At 60.0% G+C, this 23574-nt stretch carries 23 protein-coding genes; 4 read left to right on the top strand and 19 right to left on the bottom strand.

The features are described 5' to 3' along the window. Window positions 1–33: 33 nt before the first annotated feature. A complete protein-coding gene (locus ABIE52_RS32115) occupies window positions 34–387 on the top strand; it encodes a UBP-type zinc finger domain-containing protein (RefSeq protein WP_058227704.1) in 354 nt (117 codons plus the stop codon). Window position 388: 1 nt separating this feature from the next. Here the strand turns inward: ABIE52_RS32115 and ABIE52_RS32110 are convergent, their stop codons facing one another. The 4 genes from ABIE52_RS32110 to ABIE52_RS32095 all read right to left on the bottom strand — a co-directional run bounded on the left by ABIE52_RS32110 (window position 389) and on the right by ABIE52_RS32095 (window position 2197). Further along, a complete protein-coding gene (locus ABIE52_RS32110) occupies window positions 389–715 on the bottom strand; it encodes a hypothetical protein (RefSeq protein ID WP_058227705.1) in 327 nt (108 codons plus the stop codon). A 43-nt stretch (window positions 716–758) separates the two neighbouring features. Continuing rightward, complete coding sequence (locus ABIE52_RS32105) at window positions 759–1250, bottom strand: DUF3558 domain-containing protein (RefSeq protein WP_257216585.1); 492 nt, start codon at window positions 1248–1250, stop codon at window positions 759–761. Between the two features lie 68 nt (window positions 1251–1318). Beyond that, entirely contained in the window at window positions 1319–1672 is a 354-nt protein-coding gene (locus tag ABIE52_RS32100; RefSeq protein ID WP_270008971.1) for a hypothetical protein, read from the bottom strand. A 30-nt stretch (window positions 1673–1702) separates the two neighbouring features. Further along, complete coding sequence (locus tag ABIE52_RS32095; RefSeq protein ID WP_192713379.1) at window positions 1703–2197, bottom strand: DUF3558 domain-containing protein; 495 nt, start codon at window positions 2195–2197, stop codon at window positions 1703–1705. Window positions 2198–2373: 176 nt separating this feature from the next. On the opposite strand from ABIE52_RS32095, the gene ABIE52_RS32090 reads away from it, so the two are divergent. Then, window positions 2374–3429, top strand: a complete 1056-nt coding sequence (locus ABIE52_RS32090; RefSeq protein ID WP_003941279.1) for a 2,3-butanediol dehydrogenase — start codon at window positions 2374–2376, stop codon at window positions 3427–3429. Here the strand turns inward: ABIE52_RS32090 and ABIE52_RS32085 are convergent. From ABIE52_RS32085 to ABIE52_RS32075, 3 genes are all read right to left on the bottom strand, one after another. Further along, the gene (locus ABIE52_RS32085; protein WP_134999619.1) at window positions 3419–3742 is read right to left on the bottom strand and encodes a 4Fe-4S dicluster domain-containing protein; all 324 of its coding nucleotides are present in this window, start codon (window positions 3740–3742) and stop codon (window positions 3419–3421) included. The two genes, ABIE52_RS32090 and ABIE52_RS32085, sit on opposite strands and share 11 nt — an antisense overlap. Continuing rightward, the gene (locus ABIE52_RS32080) at window positions 3739–5328 is read right to left on the bottom strand and encodes an FAD-dependent oxidoreductase (RefSeq protein WP_192713380.1); all 1590 of its coding nucleotides are present in this window, start codon (window positions 5326–5328) and stop codon (window positions 3739–3741) included. Before ABIE52_RS32080 ends, ABIE52_RS32085 begins: the two co-directional genes overlap by 4 nt. A 124-nt stretch (window positions 5329–5452) precedes the next feature. Next, window positions 5453–5698, bottom strand: a complete 246-nt coding sequence (locus ABIE52_RS32075; RefSeq protein WP_020908376.1) for a hypothetical protein — start codon at window positions 5696–5698, stop codon at window positions 5453–5455. 222 nt (window positions 5699–5920) lie between these two features. On the opposite strand from ABIE52_RS32075, the gene ABIE52_RS32070 reads away from it, so the two are divergent. After that, a complete protein-coding gene (locus tag ABIE52_RS32070; protein WP_064444057.1) occupies window positions 5921–6301 on the top strand; it encodes a helix-turn-helix domain-containing protein in 381 nt (126 codons plus the stop codon). On the opposite strand, the gene ABIE52_RS32065 is transcribed toward ABIE52_RS32070, so the two are convergent. From ABIE52_RS32065 to ABIE52_RS32045, 5 genes are all read right to left on the bottom strand, one after another. Next, window positions 6298–8091: an AMP-dependent synthetase/ligase gene (locus tag ABIE52_RS32065; RefSeq protein WP_125051541.1), complete on the bottom strand. Its 1794-nt coding sequence runs from the start codon at window positions 8089–8091 to the stop codon at window positions 6298–6300. The genes ABIE52_RS32070 and ABIE52_RS32065 overlap by 4 nt on opposite strands. Continuing rightward, on the bottom strand, window positions 8088–8549 hold the full coding sequence (locus ABIE52_RS32060; protein WP_080726576.1) for a MarR family winged helix-turn-helix transcriptional regulator: 462 nt from the start codon (window positions 8547–8549) through the stop codon (window positions 8088–8090). Before ABIE52_RS32060 ends, ABIE52_RS32065 begins: the two co-directional genes overlap by 4 nt. Window positions 8550–8634: 85 nt before the next feature. Next, window positions 8635–8766: a putative transporter small subunit gene (locus ABIE52_RS32055; RefSeq protein ID WP_003941363.1), complete on the bottom strand. Its 132-nt coding sequence runs from the start codon at window positions 8764–8766 to the stop codon at window positions 8635–8637. Between the two features lie 27 nt (window positions 8767–8793). Further along, window positions 8794–10446 carry a sodium:solute symporter family protein gene (locus ABIE52_RS32050; RefSeq protein WP_172827044.1) on the bottom strand — a complete coding sequence of 551 codons (1653 nt, stop codon included), beginning with the start codon at window positions 10444–10446 and terminating at the stop codon, window positions 8794–8796. 388 nt (window positions 10447–10834) lie between these two features. Then, on the bottom strand, window positions 10835–12091 hold the full coding sequence (locus ABIE52_RS32045) for a plasmid pRiA4b ORF-3 family protein (RefSeq protein WP_192713388.1): 1257 nt from the start codon (window positions 12089–12091) through the stop codon (window positions 10835–10837). A 381-nt stretch (window positions 12092–12472) separates the two neighbouring features. On the opposite strand from ABIE52_RS32045, the gene ABIE52_RS32040 reads away from it, so the two are divergent. Next, complete coding sequence (locus ABIE52_RS32040; RefSeq protein WP_042447934.1) at window positions 12473–13063, top strand: T3SS (YopN, CesT) and YbjN peptide-binding chaperone 1; 591 nt, start codon at window positions 12473–12475, stop codon at window positions 13061–13063. A gap of 45 nt (window positions 13064–13108) precedes the next feature. Here ABIE52_RS32040 and ABIE52_RS32035 read toward each other — a convergent pair whose 3' ends face one another. The 7 genes from ABIE52_RS32035 to ABIE52_RS32005 form a co-directional block, all read right to left on the bottom strand. Beyond that, window positions 13109–14104 carry an HNH endonuclease gene (locus ABIE52_RS32035; protein ID WP_054825839.1) on the bottom strand — a complete coding sequence of 332 codons (996 nt, stop codon included), beginning with the start codon at window positions 14102–14104 and terminating at the stop codon, window positions 13109–13111. A gap of 175 nt (window positions 14105–14279) precedes the next feature. Beyond that, the gene (locus ABIE52_RS32030) at window positions 14280–14771 is read right to left on the bottom strand and encodes a hypothetical protein (RefSeq protein WP_042447940.1); all 492 of its coding nucleotides are present in this window, start codon (window positions 14769–14771) and stop codon (window positions 14280–14282) included. Next, entirely contained in the window at window positions 14768–15622 is an 855-nt protein-coding gene (locus ABIE52_RS32025; protein WP_042447943.1) for a ParA family protein, read from the bottom strand. Before ABIE52_RS32025 ends, ABIE52_RS32030 begins: the two co-directional genes overlap by 4 nt. A 33-nt stretch (window positions 15623–15655) precedes the next feature. Then, window positions 15656–18580: a Z1 domain-containing protein gene (locus tag ABIE52_RS32020; RefSeq protein WP_064444054.1), complete on the bottom strand. Its 2925-nt coding sequence runs from the start codon at window positions 18578–18580 to the stop codon at window positions 15656–15658. Further along, on the bottom strand, window positions 18577–20094 hold the full coding sequence (locus tag ABIE52_RS32015; protein WP_064444053.1) for an ATP-binding protein: 1518 nt from the start codon (window positions 20092–20094) through the stop codon (window positions 18577–18579). Before ABIE52_RS32015 ends, ABIE52_RS32020 begins: the two co-directional genes overlap by 4 nt. Then, the gene (locus ABIE52_RS32010) at window positions 20087–22210 is read right to left on the bottom strand and encodes a hypothetical protein (protein ID WP_238592679.1); all 2124 of its coding nucleotides are present in this window, start codon (window positions 22208–22210) and stop codon (window positions 20087–20089) included. The genes ABIE52_RS32015 and ABIE52_RS32010 overlap by 8 nt, the downstream gene beginning before the upstream one ends. 109 nt (window positions 22211–22319) lie before the next feature. Continuing rightward, window positions 22320–23420, bottom strand: a complete 1101-nt coding sequence (locus ABIE52_RS32005) for an LLM class flavin-dependent oxidoreductase (RefSeq protein ID WP_054825837.1) — start codon at window positions 23418–23420, stop codon at window positions 22320–22322. Window positions 23421–23574 lie beyond the last annotated feature (154 nt).

Genomic DNA, 23574 nt, shown 5'->3' with positions numbered 1-23574 from the left:
AATGACCGACTTCAGTCAGCGAGAGGGTGGACCATGACCGACGGACTTCCAGCGGGGATCGATCCGAGCGTGCCGCCTAGTGGCGCGGGATGCGTCGAATGCGATGCGAGCGGCGGTTGGTGGGTGCACCTGCGTCGATGCGCGCAATGCGGTCACGTGGGGTGTTGCGACTCCTCACCGTCACAGCACGCGAGCAAGCATGCGGCCGCGACAAAGCATCCGTTCATGCAGAGCTACGAACCCGGTGAGGATTGGTTCTGGAGCTTCGAAACCAACGAGGCGTACGACGGACCTGAATTGGCGGCGCCCACTTCACATCCCGTAGATCAGCCGACGCCGGGGCCTAAGGGTCGTGTCCCAGCCGATTGGCAGCAACACATCCACTGACTCAGTTCGGTTGGTCGATCGACCTCAAAGTCGAGACGTTCGACGACTCCTGATCCAATGCGTTGTCGATGCAGGCTTGAAACTGAGCCTGCATTGCCTCCACGACCGCGATATGACTCGCCAACACATCGACGAGCGCATCGTGGCCACCGACGGCCTTCTCCTCGAACTTAGCCTGTAGCGCCTGTGCGGATCCTAGGGTTCCAAACCCTGTCAATTGACCGAGTAGTGCGGCGGAGTTCAGTGCTGCCTCGAACTGCGCGCGGAGTTCAGCGCAAGCCGCGATCAGCTCGCCGGCGACTTTGGCATCGAGATACAAATTCGACATGTGACTCCTGTGTTCGAGGGTGTAGCTGCAATCAGGACCGCTGTCACGGGAGCAATGGAATCACTGTCTCGGCAATTCGTTCCACCAGCGTGCACGGCGTCTCGGCGCGCGCCGCACCGACCTTGGCGCCGACGCGGATCATCGCGGTGGATTGAGAGGTCGCGAACGCGACGTTGCAAGCAGAATCTGTTTTGTCATTGCGTTCCTGGTATATCAGGACTTCGCGCCCGGCGATTTGGGCTCGATGAAGGTCGCGCATGACTGGATTCTGTTCGACCTCTACGAGCGGATGATCGGTCGATGTCAGAGACAAGAAGTACCACCCACCGTTCCACGAGCAAATGTTGAAACCATCGATATGCGTGTCAACGATGTCAACCTCTTTTGTTGCCGGGTCGACTCCGACTTTCTCCAATTCCTCATTGCCGAGAACCTCACACGGATCAAACATCCCAATCACATCGACAGGGAAAGCCTCACCGTCGACCGTCGACGAACAACCCCCAACCAACAGCGCGGCCGCGACCAAGACCACTGCACCCCTCACTCCCACAGCACTCCCCCTCATTCGCTGCCCGGACACTCCAGCGACACTTCGCTGCCTCAATTTGGCAGGTCGACCGACCTCAAAGTCGAGACGTTCGACGACTCCTGATCCAATGCGTTGTCGATGCAGGCTTGAAACTGAGCCTGCATTGCCTCCACGACCGCGATATGACTCGCCAACACATCGACGAGCGCGTCGTGGCCACCGACGGCCTTCTCCTCGAACTTCGTCTGAAGCGCTCGACCTGATGCGAGCGTCCCTAAACCACCAACCCAACTCAGTTTCGCAGCAGCAACAGACAAATGCTCCAACGTCATTTGGTATTCGCCGCATGCCGTAACTAGCAATCGCGCCGTGTCCGGATCCAGCGAGAACGAAACCTCGGTCCCGGAGTCCTCATTTGAACCCATGCGTAGCACCACCTTCATCAAGCGAGCGATTCATCTGGGGTGCTCCGGGAAGAGTTTGTCGGTAATCGTCGAGGCGAGGTCACACGGGTCGATCGGCGTCTCACCGAAATCTGGGGCGATCCGAACGATCAGCACCCCCTGATTGGTCGGCCAAGCTACTGAGCAAATCTGTCCGGTCGCATCGTCACGCTGCCCGAATTTGATAGCAGGGCCGCCATGAACACTCGCAGCCCTTACATCGGCATTGTTGGTGTTCGCTTCGACTTCGTCGAGAGTGTGGTCAGTTGACCAGACGCTCAGCGAGATTCCCGTCCCATCCCATGAGCAGATTTCAAATCGTGGAATCTGAACTCCAAGAATCCCGCCTTCCTCAGTCGCCGGATCAACGCCGACATACCGCAAGGCGCTGTCGCTAATGCCGCTACAAGGGTCAAATAGCCCAACAGCCTCGTCGGCTCGTACTGCATGCCCCTCGACCGTCGAGGAACAACCCCCAACCAACAGCGTGGCCGCGACCAAGACCACTGCACCCCTCACTCCCACAGCACTCCCCCTGATTCGCGACCCGCTCACAGTATTGGACGCTCCCCAGCACAGATCGGTTCCACGACATTGCATTCCGTTGCAACCCTTCACCCACGCCGATAATCGGCCTAACGTCGATCTACCAGGGGATTCACAACGAAGTGAGGTGCGGATCAATGAAGGCAGCACGGTTCCACGGGCAGAAAGACATCCGGATCGAAGAGATCCCTGAGCCCGAATTGCGGCCAGGAACAGTCAAGCTGAAGGTCGCATGGTGCGGAATCTGCGGCACCGATCTCCACGAGTACCTCGAGGGACCGATCTTCATCTCCGCACCCGGACACCCGCATCCTCTCTCACACGAGAATGCGCCGGTCACGATGGGCCACGAGTTCTCCGGCACCGTCGAAGAGGTCGGCGAAGGTGTCACGGACGTCGAGGTCGGCGAAAATGTTGTCGTCGAGCCGTACTTCGTCTGCAACGAGTGCGCCCCGTGCAAGGCGGGCAACTACCACCTGTGTACGAAGATGGGGTTCATCGGCTTGGCTGGCGGAGGTGGCGGGCTCAGCGAGAAGGTTGTCGTCGACCGTCGCTGGATCCACAAGATCGGCAACATCCCGCTCGACGAGGCAGCTCTCATCGAACCGTTGAGCGTCGCCCATCACGCCGTCGTACGCAGTGGAGCCGAAAGCGGCAACGTCGCCATCGTGGGCGGAGCCGGACCGATCGGACTCCTCGTTGCGGCAGTCCTCAAGGGTCTGGGTGTCACGACGATCGTCACCGAACTCAGCGAAGCCCGCAAAGCCAAGGCCCTCTCCAGTGGAGTCGCCGACTACGTCATCGATCCCACCACCGAAGACGTCAAAGCGCGCGTCCTCGAACTCAGCGGAGGCATCGGCGCAGACATCGGTTTCGAGTGCGCAGGCGTCAACGCAGTACTCGACACCATGCTCGACACGGTCAGGCCTGCTGGAGTTGTTGTCAACGTGTCGATTTGGGGCAAGCCCGCGACCATCGACATGCAGAAGCTGGTCCTCAAGGAGATCGATCTACGCGGAACCATCGCGTACGTCCGTGACCATGAAGCGGTCATCAAGATGGTCCAGGACGGTGTCGTCGATCTGGCGCCATTCATCACCGGTCGTATTCAGCTCGAAGAGTTGATCTCCGAAGGATTCACCACTCTGATCGAGCACAACGACACTGCGGTCAAGATTCTCGTCAGGTCGTGACTGGACGGGGCACCTCGGGACCCACCGCAGTCAGCGACCCAGGTGCGCGCCCCTTGCCCCATCCGATCTTCTCTCGGTAGCGGCCGATGTGATCGTTCTCGATCGCATCGGCCGTTTCCAACGGTGTGGATTGCGGATGCACATACAGCGCATCCGTCGGGCAATATGCCTCACACATGAAGCAGGTCTGGCAATCCGATTGGCGCGCAATCACCGGGACGCCCGAGGGTGTCCGGTCGAAAACATCTGTAGGACAAACGTCTACGCACTTGTCGCAACCGATGCAGTCAGGCGCGGACACCAGCTCGATCATGACGCCACCAATGCAGACCCGACAGGTTCCGACGTTCGGGTCCACACCGAATCCAAACCTCCGGTGAGAACGTGATGATGCTGCGTTCCATCGAGTTCGGGATAATCGTCACGCTTGCTCATTCCCCGAGTCTCGGTCCGCGCCAACGTCGAGTGGTACATCCAGCGACCGACGGCCGTGATCGCGGCAGCCTGCCGCGCCGCCATCCGACCTGCTGGATCCGCGCCCAGATCCGCACTCACTGCACCCCACAGCGATTCGAGCTCAGCGAGCGCTGCGGATACCCGATCACCGCTGCGGAGGTAGTTCTTGTCGAAGGGAATCAGCTGCGCCTGAGCAGCTTTCACCACATAGTCGGCAGTAAACCCGGTTCGTGCCGGATTACGCAATCCGACGGTTCCAACTCCGCGTAGACCACTGGTAGCCCCGCGTCCGACCGACAGCGCATAGCGCGCAGCACCGATTCCCGCCCATGAACCAGAGGACATCGCCCACGCGGCGTTGTGACTTCCCCCGCCGGTAAACCCTCCGCAGATTCGCTCTCGGGTCGCTGCGTCCCCGGCGGCAAACAGACCTGGAACGGATGACGCGCAATCGTCGTCGACGACGTTGATTCCCCCAGTGCCGCGCACCGTGCCTTCAGCGAGCATGCCGACCTCGAATTTGTCGGTGAAGGGATCGATTCCGCGGCGATCGAATTGAAGGAAGAAGTTGGGTTGCCCCAGTCTCATTCGACGCTGCACCTCGGCGTCGGCCCGATCGATCTGCGCGAAGACCGGCTCGTTCCGCAACGTGCTGGCGATGACGGACCTCCCCTTCGCCGAACCGGCCCCTTCGAGCACTCTTCCGTCTGCATGGAAGAACGTCGCGTACGCGTAGTAAGCCGTCTTGGTGATCGTCGATCCGGCCGCTGCGATTCCGTACGCGTTGGAGAACTCCATCCCAGAGAACTCCGCTCCGACTTCGGCTGCCATCAATGCACCGTCACCGGTATCGACGTTGGTACCCAACGCACCGGACAGAAACGCACAACCTCCGCTGGCGACCACTACCGCGCCTGCCGAGACTCGGTAATCCTGTTGCTCGTGGCGTTGGTAGCCCGCCGCTCCGCGAACTCGCCCGGCGTCGTCCACCAACAACTCCAGCGCCGGCGAATGATCGAGGATCCGCACACCGGTTCGACGAATCCAGGTGCGCATCCGTCGCATGTACTCAGGCCCCTGCAAGCCGGTGCGGATCTGCTTGCCCGTGCTGGAGTCGACAGGGAACGGATATCTGCCCTCCACCGCGAGGAGATCCATGTTGGAGTAGGTCTGCTCGAGGACGCGGTCCATCCAATGGTGGTCGGCAAGATATCCGCCGAGCGCCTCACGACCGGCCTTTGCCCGCTCACGGGCAGTCGTATCCGGTTCGACGTACCAAACACCCGTTCCGGAGGGGGCCGTTGCGCCGCTCGTTCCGCAGTAGCCCTTGTCGACCAGGACGACGTCTGCACCGGCTTTGGCCGCGCGCAACGCTGCCCACGCGCCGGCGGGGCCACCACCGATCACCAATACATCGGTGGAGAGTTCGAGGACGTCCGTCACTGGCCAGCTCCTGTCAGAGGTCTACGCAACACTTCTGTTGCCGTAATATTCCTCGGACGAACTACCCAGCGCCACAGTCAGAATCACTGTGAACTCAACCGCTCACCGTTGCATCGACAGAGCGCTACGACGCTTCCCGCTCCTCGTCGGTGCACAACGCGGAGTACTTGGCGAAGGCTTCCTGCAAGGTCAGCGATTTGCGTCGCTCGGCGATGTCGCGGGGCTTTCCCTGTGCAACACATCGACGAGCATGCTCGATCACAGCTTCACGAATGACGCTGGAAATGTCCGCGCCCGTGAGCTCTTGGAGGGTCTCTAGGGCCCTCAGTTCCTCTACGTCGAATCTCACCGTTACCGATCGTCTAGCCACGCTCAGGATGTTACTTGCGGGTACACCAAATTTGGTGAGTTACAAATGCGTCGAGTCGAATATCTTTGGGCGCCAAAACCTTCGAATTCCGATCTACGTGGGTAAATAGTTTTCCACTCACGGCACTCATGTAATGCAACGCACACGGCGCTAGCCAGCGTGCCGACGGACACTGTCGCTGTCTATGCTTGCGAAACACTGCCTTCGATCGGAGATAATCGCGTGAGCATCGACCACATTGTTTCCGCAGTCGACGGCGACGCTGCCGAGCGGATCAAGACGGCTCTGGCCCAGAGAGCTGAAACCTCGACGGACACGACCACGCTGGTGTTCGACGGCGTGAGCATCGAGATTCCGCCGTCGGTCGGCGACGCCGTCGTGCAGCTCCTGACCTACCTCGCTGCCGGAGACAGCGTCGCCCTCGGGCCCGTCGCAGAACTCCTCACCACCTCGCAGGCAGCAGAGATCCTCGGCGTTTCGGACACGTATGTACGCAAACTCGCCGACGCCGGGAAACTTCCGATCGAACTACGCGGCACCCACCGCAGGTTCCGCCTCGATGACGTGATGGCCTACCGCGAGCAGTTCCCCAAACGCGCCTAGCTCTTCGCGTACATTCCTTGGATCTCTTTCGAGAACCGATCGACGACGACATTGCGCTTGATCTTGAGCGTCGCTGTCATCTCACCGTCTTCCTCGGTCAGATCGCGATCGAGAATGACGAACTTCTTGATCGACTCCGCATGTGAGACAGCGGCATTGGCGTCGTCGACGGCCTTCTGCAGCTCCGCTCGAAGGTCCTTGTCGTCACGTAGTTCGGCGACGGTGGCACCAGAAGGCTTGCCGTTCTCGGCCTTCCACTTCTCGAACACCTCGGGGTCGACGGTCAGCAGCGCCGTGATGTAGGTCTTCCCGTCACCGACGACGACTGCCTGCGAGACGATGGAATGTGAACGGATACGGTCTTCCATCGGGCCGGGCGAGACGTTCTTGCCGCCCGCCGTCACCAGTAGATCCTTCTTGCGTCCCGTGATGGAAAGGTAACCGTCGCTGTCGAGTTCACCGAGATCCCCGGTGCGCATCCAGCCGTTGACAAACGACTCTTCGGTGGCCTTGTCGTTCTTCCAGTAGCCCTTGAAGACAACCCCGCCGTTGAGTTCGATCTCGCCGTCCTCGGCGATGCGAACCCCGTTGCCGCCCATCGGCTGTCCGACGGTTCCGATCTTCTGAGCACCCGGGACGTTGACGCAGTGCGCCGCAGTGGTTTCAGTGAGACCGTAACCCTCGTAGATCGGAACTCCGAGCCCACGGAAGAAGTGCCCCAGCTCAGGAGTCAGGGCGCCGCCGCCGGAGATCGCGAACCAGCACTCGCCGCCGAGAGCCTCACGAAGCTTCGAATACACGAGCTTGTCTGCCACTGCGTGCTTCGCCTTCAAGATCAGCGAGGGACCGCCATTGTCGAGCGCTTGGCTGTATTCCTTGGCGGTGGCTTCGGCGAAAGCGAAGATCGCGCCTGGGATCTTTCCACCGGACTCCGCCTTGCGTGCTGCGCCGTCACGAACTTTTTCGAAGACACGCGGAACACCGAGGATGGTGTTGGGCTTGTATCGCTCGAATTGGGTTGTGATGGTGGCAAAGTCGGACCAGTGGGCCTGCGACGCACCAGCTTCGAACGTCGCGAGGGACACCGCGCGGGCCAGTACGTGAGCGAGCGGCAGGAAGGTCAGGACTCGGTTTCCCGGAACCGCCACCTTGCCGATCGATGCCGTGAGAATCCCGCGCACCTCGGACAGGAAGTTGCGGTGCGTGAGGATGCATCCCTTGGGACGGCCTGTCGTGCCGGAGGTGTAGACGAGTGACGCCAGATCGTCGGCCTTGATGCCCGCGAGTCGCTTCTTCAGCTCGGTGTCGTCGACGTCGGCACCCTGTGCGGTTAGCTTCTCGACTGCTCCGTCGTCGATCTGCATGACGGCTTTGAGAGTGCTTGGCGCGTCCTGGAACAGCTGCTCGTGCGCGCCGGTTTCGACGATTGCGATGACGGCCTCGGAGTCTTCGAGGATCCAGCTGACCTGCCCCTGAGACGACGAGTCGTAGATCGGGACGGTAGCGGCGCCGGCCGCCCAGATGGCGAAGTCGAAGAGCGTCCACTCGTATCGGGTCGCGGAGAGGAGTGCGACGCGGTCGCCTGCCTGCACGCCAGCGGCGATGAGACCGTTTGCGACGCCGGTGACCTGCTCGGCGAACTCTTTGGCTGTGACGTCTACCCAACCCTCGCCCTTGGGGCGGGAGAACACCGTCAGTTCGGGCGTGCGCTCGGCGTGAGTGAAGACGGTGTGCACCACGGACTCGTTGTCGGAGATGGTGAACTGGGCTTTGGCGCTGTACTCACTCACAGGGTGTCATCTCCGTTGGTCTGCGATTCGATGCTGGTTCTGAAGCGGTGGAGTGCGCGGGCGAAGTCTGCGACCTCGGACTCGGTCCAATCGTGCAGCCTGCCGGCGACTTGGTCGAGCCGACGCGCGTCGGCGGCGTCGAGGTATTTGCGGCCAGCCTCCGTGAGGTGCAGCGGATTGCCCTGACGAACGGATCCCGGATCGGCATATACCCAGCCTGCCTCGATGCACCCGCGCACTTGGCGCGAGATGGTCGAGCGGTTGACGCCGAAGACTTCGGAGATCTCCGTGGCCTTGCATCCGTCATTGCGGCCGATGAAGGAGAGGAACGAATGCTGGGCGATCGACGGGTGGTCATCGGAATGCCGATCCCCCGTCATCAACTGCCGCGTCAGGTGCACCAGCTCGTCATGAACGGCTGGTGGACCGGTGAGCGCCATTGCTCCGTCGTGTTGCACTGGGCAACTATAACGCTGCCCCCAGTGTCCGACGCAATATGACCGCCGCCACCGACAAGAAGTCCGTCGGTGGCGGCGTGAAAAGTTAGACCAGATCCTCACCGTTGCGGCGAGCAGTTGCCCAATCCTTGAAGAATCCCTTGCTGATGACTCCCAGCACGACCAAGACCAACGCCGGCCAGATCAGAACATAAATGGTCAGTAGAGCTGTACTCATTCGTATTCCTTCCACTTGTCTCGACGGTTACTTTCCGGACGCTCCCACGGCAGGAAGCTCGTCATCGTCGAAGTCTCCCGTCCGCTGCTTGATCAGTTCGAAATCGAACGTCTCACGCTGATTGACGGACATCGCAAAGCACACGACGGTACTGACGGCATAGGCCACCAAAGATCCGCTGAGCGTTGGGTAATCGTGCAGGAAGCCGATCGCGAACGGCGCGGACAGCACGATCGCCAGGCCACCGACGATCTGCGCAACCTTCAGACCGAAGAATCCAAATACCATGAGTCCCAGCACCACTCCGATACCGATAACGGCAACGATGTCGGAGAAGAGCCCGAACATCCCATCCATCGGCACCCAACTGAATCGGACGGGCAAGAAGGCGGCAAGCGCCACCAGAACCGACACAGTGAAGGCCTTGTTGGTGACCTTTCCCCAATAGAAGCTCGCGATAACCGGGAACACCAGCGCGCCCCACAGCGCGCCGACGAACACCAACAGATCAAGAATGCTCAGTTGCAGACTTGCCAAGGAGATAGCCGCCGCCGTGGCAACTATCATCGTTACTCGGCCGATGAGCAGCATCCGTCGAGGGTTCGCATTGGCCTTGCCTGCGACGGCTTGGCCGTAAACGTCGGTCATCACGATGGACGAGAGCGCAGCAAGGTCCGAGTCTGCCGTCGATGACAGCGCGCCGATGATCATGACAAAGAAGACGGCCAGCAAAATTCCGGGCAGGTACGACGCGGCCATCTGGGGAATCAGGTTGTTGACGTCACCATCCATCGGCTCGATTCCGAGGTACAGAGCGAGAACACCCAGCATTCCGACACCAATGACCGTTGCGCCGTATCCGACGGTTGCGGTGATGAAGGTGGGCTTGATCAGGTCTTCGCGGACCGCGAACAGACGTTGGGCAATGGTCTGGTTGCCGATTGCGTAGGCAAGAACTGCCGCGATGTACGGCGCGCCCTGCTCGAAGAAGGCAACGCTCGAGAAGAAGTTGCCCTGCTCAGCAGTAAGGTTGCCTGCCCCGGATTCGAAGGCTGCCGGGAACCCTGCCGCAAAGAAGATGAACGGCACCAAAACCGCTACCGCACCGAGCATTCCGATCAGCTGAACGAAGTCGGTCAACACCGAAGCGCGGAAGCCCGACCACAACGTGTACAGCAAAACGCCCAGCGCAACGATGAACACACCCTGGATGAAGTTGAACGGCGAAAGCAACGCGATCAGCAGACCACCAGCGAGGAAGTTCGACATCAAACTGATGAGACTGCCGACGATATTGGAGCCCGCGAGCATCAGCTGACTCGAGCGTCCGTGCCGCGCGTACATGACCTCAGCCAGGGTGTGGGCTTTCGGCGCTACTTTGCGAATTCGCTGGCCGAACGGATAAATGAAGAGAATCATCAACGCGCCCCACAAACCGTAGTGAATGGGGCCGGAGATTCCGTAGGTGTAGCCAGAAGTGGCAGATGCGTACATCGACGACGCCCAAATCCAGGTGGCCGTCATGCTCGCGGCCGAAACACCAAATCCTAATTTGTTTCCGGCGGTCATAAAACCGTCGGCATTTTCCTGTTTCTTACCAATACGAAGAGAAATCAGAAATGTTCCACCATAAAAAGCAACAAGCAGTGAAACAATTACCAAGGTACTGAACTGGACCATGTCGGACCCCGTCACATGCCACATCCTTCGCACATAATCGGCAGAGCAAAGCGCAAAACCCCTGTTCAGAATCTTTGCGCTTCGTTTCTGCACGCCCTAGGAGCGACCGCCATACCAACACCGGTCACATATTCAATTGACTAGCAACACGCACTTCGTCTTTTCGGAAACCCAACCTCCACAAAATAAATCTTCTGCGCAAGCTTTTGGCTCGACCACGCAATTCAACAACTGAGAATCGACCATAGCATAATGGCAATTTCGAACAAAAACTCCGATATTTTCCCACCCGAAAATATTCATGTTTCCGCCGCAGTAAAATCGTGCTCTTCCAGCGCATATAACAACTCCGCATCGATTGAAATCGATGCTCGATTCGATCGCTCAGCTACTTCGACAGGACCATCCTGGCAAACCGTCGGCCCCACTCGGGATCGGCGGAAACATGCTGGTCCAGCGGATTGGAGACAATCGCCCCGATCATTCGCAGGTACACGAGAGTGTCTCGCACCATCCACGTCCAATCGTCGTCCCCGAGTCGTGTTCCGTCTGTTGTCGACCAACCCAATGCCGTGAGGCCTTCGATCATCACTTCACTACGTTCGGACTCCGACAAGCCGGCAGCCAACGTAAGGAACAGAATTCGGCCGGCTTCCTGCGCCATCTCACCCTTTCCCAACGGCATGGCCGACACGATGTGACGCCACAGCTCGCCTTCATATGCAAGCACTGACGCGCCGAGTCGAGTCAGAAGCAATGTGCCTCGGAGTTTCCGGACAAATCTCAGTGTCTTTGCGACTTCAACGAGTACTGCTAATTGCGAGTCACTCCCTGCCGTGACACCGATCCAGTCGCTGCCCCAATCGAGTTCGTCTCGGGCGGCCGCAACATGGTCCGAAGGAAGTGCCCCGGACGCCGTCAAAACAATCCCACCACCTCGCGCGGAGTTCAGCAGCCACAGCAGTTGGCAGTTTGCTCCCTCACGCATCACCTCGAAATAGTTGTCATATCCGCCACGAAGCTCCGATTTGGCAACTGCGGCAAACAGTTTCGGCGCGGAATGAACCGACAGGCGGCGCAAGAAATTCTCGAACAGCGAGCTTTCCACGGGCGGTGATTTATGCAATGCCACTGCAATGGTGACTGCTGCATTGGACTCTGCGGGAACAAAACGTTCGGGATCGAACAGTCCGGTACTCGCCTGCACGTTCAGGAACTCGCGATACCCGATCGGACCGCCAGAATCCTCCGGCGGGCACGCTCTCTCGCCGTCGAGACAGGATGGCTCAGAAATCGGCTGGTCTTCGACAATCTGCTCGAGAACCAACGTGTGACTCCACCTTGCGCGGGCGTTGTACTCATAACGGACGTACTCCCCGACCGCGGTAACTGCCTCGTCGATCCGGACTTCGTCCTCACCAAACTCGTCTTCCTGGTATCCGTCGCGCTCGATCACCTCTGGCGCGATATACCGATCTGGGCCATTGTCCGTTGAATGATGGACACTCACCCACTGATGAGCGTGTTGATCTCCCCACCCCATCACCGCCTGCACAATCGAATGAAGTTGGTCCAGTTCGATATTCGACGGGACCGAAAACCGTCTCCAAATAGGCGGCGTGATGCAATCGAGTTCGATCCGCATGACAAAGTTCGCCACCTCCGGCCGTCGACGCTGATTCCGCATCTGCCTCGGCGTAAGGACCTTCATCTGGCTTTGCGCCGCTTGATATGCAGGTACCAAACGCAGATGTGAAGCTCGCCGAACTCGCTGACCCGTCATGTATGGAGGCTAGATCTACCTACCGACAGCCGAGATACTCACTGCCACAAGGTTGCCCGATTTGTCGGGGCTCGCATCTTGTCGCTGGTCGGCTGTCAAGTCCAGATCAACACGGACCTACCCAGGCATCTTTGATCATCCACTGCGCGGACAATAGTGTGCGCCGATTACCGTAGACCTGACAGCTACCGCACGAAAACAGTGCCCAGCGCCTGCTCGGACTGGCACAGAACATGAGGATCCATGAGCGACCAAGACACGACCGCCGACCAGCCCCTCCACATCAACGGCGCAATTGCCTTGGTGACGGACGAGCGCGACGAGTTGGTTCACCTGTGCGTCCAGACCCTCGCCGAACTGCTGGGCAGTGAGCCTGCCACCGATGACGACGGCGACATTGTCGTGCCGGTTCACGGATTTGTCGTCTACGTGACCGTCGCCGACGACGGACCCCAGATCAACGTTTGGTCTTCGGTTCTGACCGGCCTCGGCAATCCCTCGCATGCTGCGACTCGACTCATCGAACTCGCGCAGGAATGGCCGCGCCTCCGCTTCGCCTTCAGCGGCGACCACCTACTGGTCTCCACGATGCTCGACGCCGATCCCTTCGCTCCGCAGCATCTGCTGAACCTGATCGACGAGGTTCACGACTTCACTCACGAACTCGACGACGATTTTGCTGAATCCTTCGGCGGAGACCTCGACTGCGACGCCGATGACGACAGCTACGCCGGAGACTGCAATCCCGGCGGTTGCGGCGGTGACTGTGACTGTGCGTGCGGCGATGATGCAGACGGCGTCGACGGTGATCTTGGTATTACACAAGTTAAGTAGTCTGGCTCATCTTCGATCTGCTCCGCAGAGCGCTCGCTGGCGAAGTCACGAAGCGACATAGATCTGCGTGCGGTGCCAGTCCAGATAGACAACATCCGGACGCTCCGCCTTGTCCGGCAAGATCAATCGGTCTCTCAGAGGTGGCTTCCCGAGTGCGGCGCGAAGCGGACCTTCGATCTCCATATCGCTCTCGACGCCGGGCGCGTAATGGAGGTTCAAGTCCTCATCGACGGTGATGAGCCCCGTATCGAAGGCAATGTCATGTGTCGGACACGCGGTGAAGCCGTTGCGACGGTCAAGTCGCTCTTTGTCAGTGCTGTCTCGCCAGGGCTTGATATGGCTTGCAGTAAGGAGGCGCGGCCGGCGTCGGCCACCGATGTTCGCGCTAAGGCCACAGAACACGCAGCGGTGCTCGTGATTGCTGAGTACGCCAGCGGCGAACCGATGCTGGCCGATCCGAACCCTCGAGGTCAGCAATCGCTGGGTGGTCGCGATGGGGATATCTTTACGCTCGCTAGACCACTTTTCGAGCGACTGCTCCAAGGATCTCTCGATCTCACTTTGGACTAACTCTTCTTGTCCCGCCAACCACAGCGTTTCGCCGTTTTCCAATTCGAGGAAGTCTGGCAACGCATGTTCGTCAATTCCGTGGGAACGCGCCGACCGCAGAATTCGAAGGTATACGTCCTGCATCAACACGCTGTCCGAAAGCATCAACGACGCGACTTCGACCTCATATCGCCCGCCATGACTACGTGTTCCATCCAGGTTCGCCATCTTTGCGATAAAGCTCGTGGGCGGACGCTTGAACAAACTCGCAAGATGCTGGACCGGCATTCCCGCTCGATGTGCAGAAGAGCTACCGAACCGGCGATGGTCAACCAACAGCGATGCGCAGAGCGACAACACGACCTCGCTCGGAACGAACGGCACCTGTCGGCTTCCCTTCGGTACCTCCTGACGTGCGAGTACCGATTTCCACTGCGCCTCCAGCGCGGCGGGCGATGGGTCAAGAAACTCGGAGATCACCGAAGGTGCCACTATGCGCCTTCCTGGTAAGCGTCCAACCCGCAAGTTCACACACTAGCCGGCGCCGCGCGGAATCATTCGAAGCCACTCGTGTGGTATCGCCATCCACTGATGAAGGAGTCCGGCGAACCAGTGCGCCAATCTGGCGGCCCCAAGGACCACAACGGCGCGCTGAGAGGAGGAGCCCCTACCGGAACGCACTGCCCTTCGAGGTCAGTGCCTTCACCCGCTCGACGGTCCAGACCGCCAGCACATCGACCTTCCGTTTACGGCCGGTCTCCTTGTGCGTGTCGATCTCCTGCTCCGCGATGATGTCCTTGATCCCGTCTGCATCGAGGGCTGAAAGACGCTCCAGCAGCGCTGCTTCCCCATCGACCTTGAAGACGTCGAACGGGTCGAAAGCCCCCGGCTCCCGCTTCACCTTCGGTACAGCAGCACGACGACGCGGCGCCGGCGCAGAAGCAGGTACCACAACGGCGGATCCATCCGACGGAACTGCGAAAGCGCTTTCGATTGCCTTCGCGAAGCGCGGGGTACGGGCAGCTTCCTCTGCAACTACCTGAACCAGTTTGGCCAGCAACACCGATGCCGAGGCATTGGTTGCTCCCAACTTGAGGAGCGCTGCACCGGTTTCCTGCACCTGCACGCGACGACGCGCCTCATCGATACCCGCACTCATAGCTTCGCCTGCGCTTCCGTGAGAATGTTCTGCGTAATTGCACGCATCTGATCGAACTGACCTGCATTGCCGTACTTCACCTTCAAAGTGCTGTACGGGTGAAACTCCGCCGACGCGGCAATCTGATTCGACTCCGCGAGATACTCCGGCAATACGTGAGGGACGTTGGGATCGCGTCGAAGATTTCGCACAGTCGTGCGGTGCACCGCCGAGTTGGACTTGTACTTGGTGATCACCAACCCGAGTTCGAAGAGTTCACGGCCGAGTTCTTTGCCGAACTTCGCGATGTGCGTCTGGATCTGCGGAATGCCGTACGTGGAGAGCACATCCGGGATCGTGGGGATCACGTAGCCGTCAGCCATGGCCAATCCGTTGAGTGTGATCGGCCCGAGATTCGGCGGGCAATCGATCAGAACGTAGTCGTAGTACGGCATCACCGGGGTGACGGCATCCCTCAACAATTCAACCGGCTTGGTGGAGTTCCGATCAGCAACCCGAAGGGCACTGATCTCCTCCTGTAGCTCGATCAAATCGAGAGATGAGGGAAGCAGATCCACACCCGTCACTCGCTTGACCGGAGAAACTCCGCGCTGAATCGAGGCTTCAAGATCGAAGTTCGACGTGCCATCGACGGCGTCGCGGAAAATGGTTGCGCTGGTCAGCCCTTGCTTGTTGAGTTCGAGCCAGTGATCCTCACTGATCATCATCGTCGTCAGATTGATCTGCGCATCGAGGTCGATCAACAGCACGCGCTGACCGAATTCGAGCGACATGAACTCGGCCAACCCCGCGGTGATCGTCGTCTTACCGACGCCGCCCTTGAGGTTGATCGTCGCAATCGTCTTAGCCATCAGAACCCATTCCTGTCTCCCACCACAACACACCTAGTTCGCATCGACGATCGCCCCTGTCCCTGACTGCTTCACCCGAAAACCGATTCGCCCCAACGGCTCCGCCGCGTGCGGAAGCGCGTACGAGAACAACGTCGCAAAATCGCGCGAGTCCACGGGACCAGCCTGTGCCCGTTTCAACTGACGAGGAGCCGGATCGTTCGCCAATACCAGAATCAATGCACCGCGAGTCTTCCGATGAAGAGCACCCGCAAGCGGTCCACCGTTCTTCTTCGGGCTGCCCGCAATGTGCTCGATCGCATCGCGCTCACGGACGGCCGTACCGGTGAAACCTGTTCGGTAATCGCGTTCCTGACGCTTGCGATTGACGATCGGAAGTTTCTCGTGCCAACCCTTGATCTCGATCGGCTCCCGGGTCTTGGGGTACGGCAGCAGAACTGCAAAATCCTCGAGCAATCCGGATTCGATTGCGGTCGAAAGCGCTTCGCGGTGGGGACCGAAATCCCACCCGTTCGCCCACTCGAACTGGTCGACGGCCTCTAACACCACATGGGCAGGGACAATGCCGTATCGCGCAGTGAACGATCGCGAAACATCATCCTTGTCAACGAAATTGAAGGACCCTGTTTCGCCCAACGACTTCAATAATGGTGCAACCGCGTCGAAGTGCCGAGCGTTGATCGAACCGTCACCTCGCGGGGGCTGCATCGTGAAGCTGAAACTTTCACCGCCCATGCCTCGATAAACCAGATCGGCGTTGAACATCTTGTTTCGAGCCGTTGGCCTCAGCCACGGCAGCTGCTGAAACACCATCGGCGGCACATCGCGTGGAGTGACCCACGGTTCGCCCTTCTCGTTCACGCCGCTGAACCGAGTGAGCTCGTTCCGGAACTCCTGCTCGTCCCGAACGATCGCCTCGAACGCCTTGTACATGTCGTAGTCCGCGCCGGCGGGTCCGCCAACCGTGCGGCCGATGAACAGGCGCACCAAGTCTCGGTACCCGGGGCGGAATCCGAACCATCGTCCCATCTGCATCAATGTGTCAGCTTGACCCGTTCGACGCGTGTAATAAGTGATGGTCAGGCCCTCGACCGTGAAGCCGCGACTCAGCTTCGTGCCGCCGACCAGAATCTTCCACACGCCGCGTTCCTGGAAATCGAGGGAATCCTGTTTGTAGTCCTTCTCGGCCGCACCGTTGACCACGATAACGGGGCTGGTTCCCTCGGAAATCTTGTCGTAGGCAGCGCCGATGAAATCCTCCAACTCGGCAAACGAACCAGGATTCTCCAGTTCACTGCCCCGAGCCGCACTCACCACCGCAAAGTCTTCGGCCCAGAGCTTGTCCAGCCGGGAAAGACTCTTGGCCTGGCTGTATCCGGCCGATTTCCACAAGGCCTTGAAGTCGTCGGCTACGGCGTCATGCTCGGCCTGCTTCACCGATTCGTGCACCAGCATCGTGTGGTGCCGATACGGCTTGGCGCCCTTCGATTCCCGGAATAGCTTGATCGCCCCGGTCAGGACAAACGAGTCGAGCGCTCGCAACTGCTCGGCTGAGCGATCCTCGTCGCACTCGGCCCGGAGATCCCGTACGTACGCTTTCTGGTTCGAATTGGCCGGAGTCTTGTCGTCGTCTTCGAGATCGTCTAGATCGTGGAAGTCCGCACCACCCATGTACGGGCCGGGCCGCTCGAGACTGACGATGAAGTCCGAAGGAAAGACGTTGACGCTGTCTTCCGGATCGACAAACACATTGGCAAAAGGTGTTGCGGTGTAACCGATGTACTGGGCACGCTCGAGTAGACCGAGGATCTCAGCAATCTGACCGTTGATCGCCGTCCGCTCGACCTGCTCGGTTTTCATCTTCTTCGGATCGATCGTGTTCACCGATGCCTGATCGGCTTCGTCGTCGATGATCAGGGCAGGAATCTGATCGAGTTCGGTCGGCACTTTCTTCAGATCGGCCACCAGCTTCTTGAGGCTGGAGACGTTCTTCTTCACGACCGCGATGCGAATATTGCTGGGGTACAGATTCTTCGGATCATTCAGCGGAAGGGAGTGATCCACGGTTTCGAAGTGCAGTGCGCTCAGGCCCGCGAGCAGGCTCTTGTAGTCAAAGGTCGAGGTGGTGAGTCGACGGATAGCCGGGATTTCATTGGTCTTGTTCGGATCGATTTCGTGTTCGAGAAAGTTCCCGTCCCGCCAGTCCTCGTCGTTGGCGTAGTCGTCGTCCACACCGGCACTGATGTTTTGACGACCGACCAATTCCATGTCGAGGCGTCGCTGAGTCTGGCTCCGGAGAATCTCGATCGTGCCGGTCAACACGATGACCAAGCGGTACCCAGCGTCGATCGCCTTGGCCACCACGCCGCTGAAATTCGCCGTCTTCCCGCTCTGGACGTAGCCGACCACCAAACCTTTGGACTGATACGGCTCGGGCCGCGTCGGATCCGCAAGCCGGTGCACAACCTCAGTGGTTGCAATGTCCAGCTTTCCGATTGTCGCCTCGTCCCAGTTCTTGTCGGCTAGAACTCGCTTGTAAGCGCGCCAATAGAAGTCGTGCTCGCGGCGGCGTTCGGAGGTGTACCAGGGGTCCCACGGCTGCTGAGCCGCAATGACAACGGGCCCACCTTCGCGAAGGAAGTGCGCATCCATCTCGGCGTGGGCGTCGACCGGCAATCCCAACAAGTCGTAGATCCGAGCCCGCCGTTCCGGACTTTGCGGAACAGTCGAGCCTACCCACGTCTCGACACTTTCCGCATCCCACTGCCGTAGACGCGAGGTGAGCGCCGTTCGTACACCGACAGCACTCTCATCGAGGAACACATCGATGATGTCCGCGATGGTCAGGCCATCCGGATAGCTCGCTCGCAGGCGCGCGTTGACCGGGTAGAGCACGTTCTCGGGCGGAAACCCGTCACCGAGTTCACGCGCAACCGCACGGAATACTTCATCACTCACTGCACTACCTGCTCCCGGTGCGCTGCCACTGCGGAAATCAACACTTCCTGCCACGCCTGCATCTTTTCCCTCTGACGAGCGCCGATTCTCGTTCCTTCGAACATCTCACTCACCAACAGGAAGACAAGCGTCTTGAGCACCGGAGCATCAGCCGGGTCGAGACTGCGACGTCCGAGCAGATCACGCCGAAAACGCGCATTGATCCACAAAGTCCGAGTCTTGAGGTCGACTTCGAAGAACTGATCACGCGCCAAGGCTCGCCAACCCACAGCAACAGGATCATCACCGACGCTGAATTCGAAGGCGTCGCTGAAGGAATCGAGCACGTCTTCCGGAAAGCCGGATGCCGGCTCGATGACGCTAATCGGCCGAGGTGCAGAACTTCGGGCTGCCCGCACGACGCGCTCGGCATCGGTCAGATACGAACGGAATCCACCGTTGCAATCCGTGAAGACGGCCCCGTCGACGGCAGCCGACGCAGTGGCGTCGAGCGTCACCCCCGATTTCTCGGGATTGATGGTGATGTGCTGCAGCAGAGAATCGTTCAGATCGACAGCAATTCGTGCCAATCCGTAGTCCGGTCGGCCCCGCACTATCGCGTTCCAGCCGCCGATCTGCAGGAGTCGATCGTGCCGATAGAAGTAGAGCCCCTGCTGGTCGCGGCCGGGGGCGCCGTGGATGCGAAATTCCGGTGCATTGCTCCGGGCGGGCCACAGGTGAGCTTCGGCGGTTACTGTGGCACCGGCGATCGACACGGTAAGTGTCCGAGGGTAGTTGGGGTCGCCGGTGCGCGGATACCGGAACGGGTCGATGGCACTGACTGTGCGCAGCGCGCCGGCGCGTCCCGCTTCGACGTCGAAGACATCCACAGTCAGAGCGATCCGGCCGGATTCGATGAGACGGTGAAATACGACGCCGAGGTGACTGCGCACGTCGTTGATGGTCTGTTCGAGCCAGCTGGTCTGCTCGTCCGCGTGCGCGGACATGAGAAATGTTGTGATGCCGCGCCATTCGACAACACTTCCGGTGTCGAAGGGAAAGCGGGGCGTGACTGCGTCGAAGAATTCTTCGGCTTGCCGGTCCTCGATCACCGAAACTGACTGACGCCCCTGCACTGAGGCCGAGTCGATCTCGCGGCCCTGCGTCGGGTGCCCGGACTTTCGAGACCACACTCGGAGCAACCGAGCCTGACTCAACGACGCCGCCTTCATCCCTACACCGAAATGACCGAGGTCCTCGGCGGCATAGTCGCGTCGGCGGCCGTAGGTCATCGCGGAATCAATGGTGTCACTGTCCATGCCGGAGCCGTTGTCGATCACCATCATCGACACGATCCGTGTGCCGTCCTGAACGAACCTGATCAGCACGTGGGAGGCCGCGGCGTCGAGGCTGTTGTCGATCAGATCGGCGAGCGCTGTCGCGATGGTGTGGTGCAAGCCGATGGCGCCGGCGAGGGACTCGTCCGCAGCAAGGATCTTGGTGGCCACTATGCGGGTGTCCGCGACGTCAGTCATGGGATGCATCCTTACCGTCTACCTCGTCGATTTCGGATGCTTCGCCGCGCCGCCATGCCGCCTCCAGGAAGTCCAGAACCACGTCTTCACCACGATCTTCGTACGCGCGCAGTATCTTTCGTGGACGGTCTTCGCCGTCCAGACACACTGCTTCGGCGAGAATCCGCACCACATGTCTCTCGGCAGTTCGCAATGGCTCGCGATTGCCAACCTCTGCGAGTGCCTGACGTAGTGGGTCGATGTCAGAGTGGACAATCGCCGGTCGGACCACGCGGAAGGTTCCGTCTTGCCACAGCTCGAGCAACACGTCTTCGCCCTCGACAGCGGAGAGTTCACGCAGGAATCGGCGGATAGTGCCGAACGTCGGCTGCGCTCCGGTCCACCGAACTGCTTGAACGCCGAGGTGGCTCTCCAACTCGATGGTCTCACCGCGAACACAGCCCGCAGCGACCGCAACACCGGCGGGCACCGCAAACCCGGAACCCCGTAGATGATCGGAGGTCACGGTCAGTCGATACCGCCACGTACTACCTGACCGGTACAGGCGGCGAGTCAACTCTGGCGTCTTCGCAGTTTTACGTGTCCGCTTGCGCCGGACGATCCCGTCACCACCAATGTTGAACTCACTGGCTTCTTCAGCCTCTCCCGAAGAAACCGATTCCTCCCCAACGGAATCCGCGCTTCCCCAGGCGTGCAGCCGCCACACTGCGCCGTCGAGCGCCACGCGATCGTCGGCCTCGAGCGCGCGCTCGATCGACCGGTCACTGCGATCGGACTTCAGCAACTCCACAAGCTCGACGACGGACTTCGGCGATCCGACGGCTTCGAGCGCGCCGACTGCCAGATCGGAGATCCGACGCGCACGCGTCAGCGCAGAATCCGCCACTACGACAACGCCGCACCACGCAAGCCACTTCTCCAGTTCGCCGCGTGACATCGACACAACTTCGGCGACGTCGTCGAGTGCAACCACACCGTTGGGGGACTCAAAGTCTTCCAGCAAGGTCTGAGTGCGTTTCTTGGCCGCCGCGACGCCCGGAGCGGCTGCCCAACCGTCAGTCACCTCGAAGTAGTCGTCGAGACGGTCCAGAACCAACCACAGCGGAACTCCGTAACCAGGCACCTCCGCCGCGATGCTCGGATGCACGTCGAGGAGGCGATCAAGCGAAGCTACCGGCTGAATCTCGACGCGCAGGCTGGCAAGCAGGTTCCCCACGGCTGTCCCGAATCCGCACGCCGCGTTGAGTTTGGCTTTCACGTCGGCCTCGATCTGCCCGACCCGCCCCGAGCCCACTCCGAGCTTGGCTCCGATCGCTCCCCTACGCTGCGGCACTCGCGCTACGATCCGCTCACGCAACACCAACGACTCCCGCTCGTCCAACTGGGAGAAGAGATTGTCGATTTCGTCCATCGCGTCGGTACGGTCGGTGTCGGGCAAGTCGTTCGGCGTCAGAGCCGAGATCCGGGCGGCGACTTCCTGAATCGAGGCCGGAGATTCGTCGTCGATCTCGACGGTGACGAGTGGTCTGCTGTCCTGACCTCGGACCCGTCGCCACATAGCAAGCTGAGCGAGATCGTCGAGCAGCGCTGTGATCGCGGGTGGGGCACCTGCTTCCTCATTGGCCTCGACGCGGGCGAGCGGAGTCGTCATGACCGCACAGACCAACAGGTTGAGCACTATGTCGTGCACCGTCTGTTCGCTCGTTCCGCGCACGCCGAAGATCTCAGCGGTCGTGTGCATCAGCAGTCCGCCGATTGCTTTGTCGGTGGTGAGCCGAGACAGTGCAGTCACTGCGCGAGTATCGAGACTCAACACCTCCAACGGGAGATCTTCACCAAGTAGCGGAAAGCTCGCTCTCAATACCGCTGCCGCGTGGTGAGCGATGTAGAGGGACGCCAGCTCGGAGAGAACCTTCTCGAGATCGACCTCGAGAACAGTGAACGACGGCGCTTCGCTGAACCACCAATCAGGTGACGGTGCCAGCGGCTCGAGCAGCGCAGCACGATCGGATACGTAGTCGTCCAGCCAAGGAAACAGATCGACCCACAGCGTCTGACTCAGCTCGTTCGCGGGAAGCGAGTTCACACCCAACGTCAACGCACTACTCCCACTCACGGATACCTTCATTGCGGTCAAAACCGACCGCGATGTCGGTAACAAGTTACTGCAGCTCGTGAGCGGTCGCAGCGCCGGACCCGCTTACCCGACAGTCAGACTTCTCCGCTCAGTCGACGGCGGTGAAACCCTTCGCCCGATCTTTGTCGGCCGAGGTCCACAGCGTCGTCGACAGTTCGGCCTTCACCAGCGGGATAACCTCTTCCGCAAATCGGCGCAGGGTGTCCTTCTGCTGCTCGAAGTCGAGCACGTGATTGACCGACACCGATTGGAAATCGTGGCCGTAGCTCTCGTGATAATCGAGGATCTTCTCGGCGACTCGCTCCGAAGACCCGACCAATGCCGGCCCACGGTCGACGGCTTCCTCGATGGTCCGGAAGCTTGTCGACTTTCCGACCGCTTTGGGATCGTGCTTGCGTTTGTCGGCCTGCGCAACGGCGCCTTCGTAGATCGGACGGAACTCTTCGATGGCCTGCTCGGTCGTGTCGGCGAGGAACAATCCGCCCGAACCCGAACCGACATACGCCTTGGCCGGGTCATGTCCGTACGCCAGGTACTGCTCGCGGTAGTGGTCGATCAGCACTTTGTAGTTCTCACGAGGCTGGAAGGCGTTGGCGGTGACGATGGGGTCACCCCACTTCGCCGCGAGTTCGACGGCCTCGAACGAGGTAGCCGATCCGTGCCAGATACGGAACGGGCCGTCGAAAGGACGCGGTAGCGTCGTCGCGTCCTCGAGCGAAGGCCGGTGCGTTCCCACCCACTTGACGTTTTCCTCGCTGATCAGCAGTTTGAGGAGTTCGTAGTTCTCGGTGAGGTACTCGTACTGCTTGGCGATGTCCAGACCGAGGAGCGGGTATTGAAGAACCTCGTTGCCCTTGCCGATCACGATCTCGAGGCGTCCCCGGCTGAGTTGATCGATGGTTCCGAAATCTTCGGCGACTCGGATCGGGTCGAGTAGCGAAAGGACCGTGACACCCGTCGAGAGCAGGATTCTGTCCGTGGCCTGCGCAATCGCCCCCAAAACGACGGTTGGCGCCGACGAAAGAACCGGCCCGGCATGGCGCTCACCCACCGAGAACGAATCGATACCCAGTTCTTCGGCGAGAACCGCCAGTTCGACGACGCGGTTGAGCCGATCGGACGGGGCAACTTCCTCGCCGGTCACTGGATGGGGTGGGTTGAAAATGATGTCCAGAACCTGAAAACGCATGACCCGTCTTTCTCGATAACCGCACAGCGCGCCTGTCCCTCGGAGGCTAGTGCGCGACTCGTCGACGGATCCGCCATCCGAGGACGCCCCTGACACGGCGAAATCACGAAAAACCCTATTCAACAACTACTTTCGACTCAATGGCATCATTCGG

It is taken from the genome of Rhodococcus sp. OAS809, from assembly GCF_040546695.1.
In the GTDB taxonomy this organism is placed as follows: Bacteria; Actinomycetota; Actinomycetes; order Mycobacteriales; family Mycobacteriaceae; genus Rhodococcus_F; species Rhodococcus_F qingshengii.
Note: the sequence above shows the minus strand (reverse complement) of the source record. Positions and strands in the feature narration are given on the sequence as shown.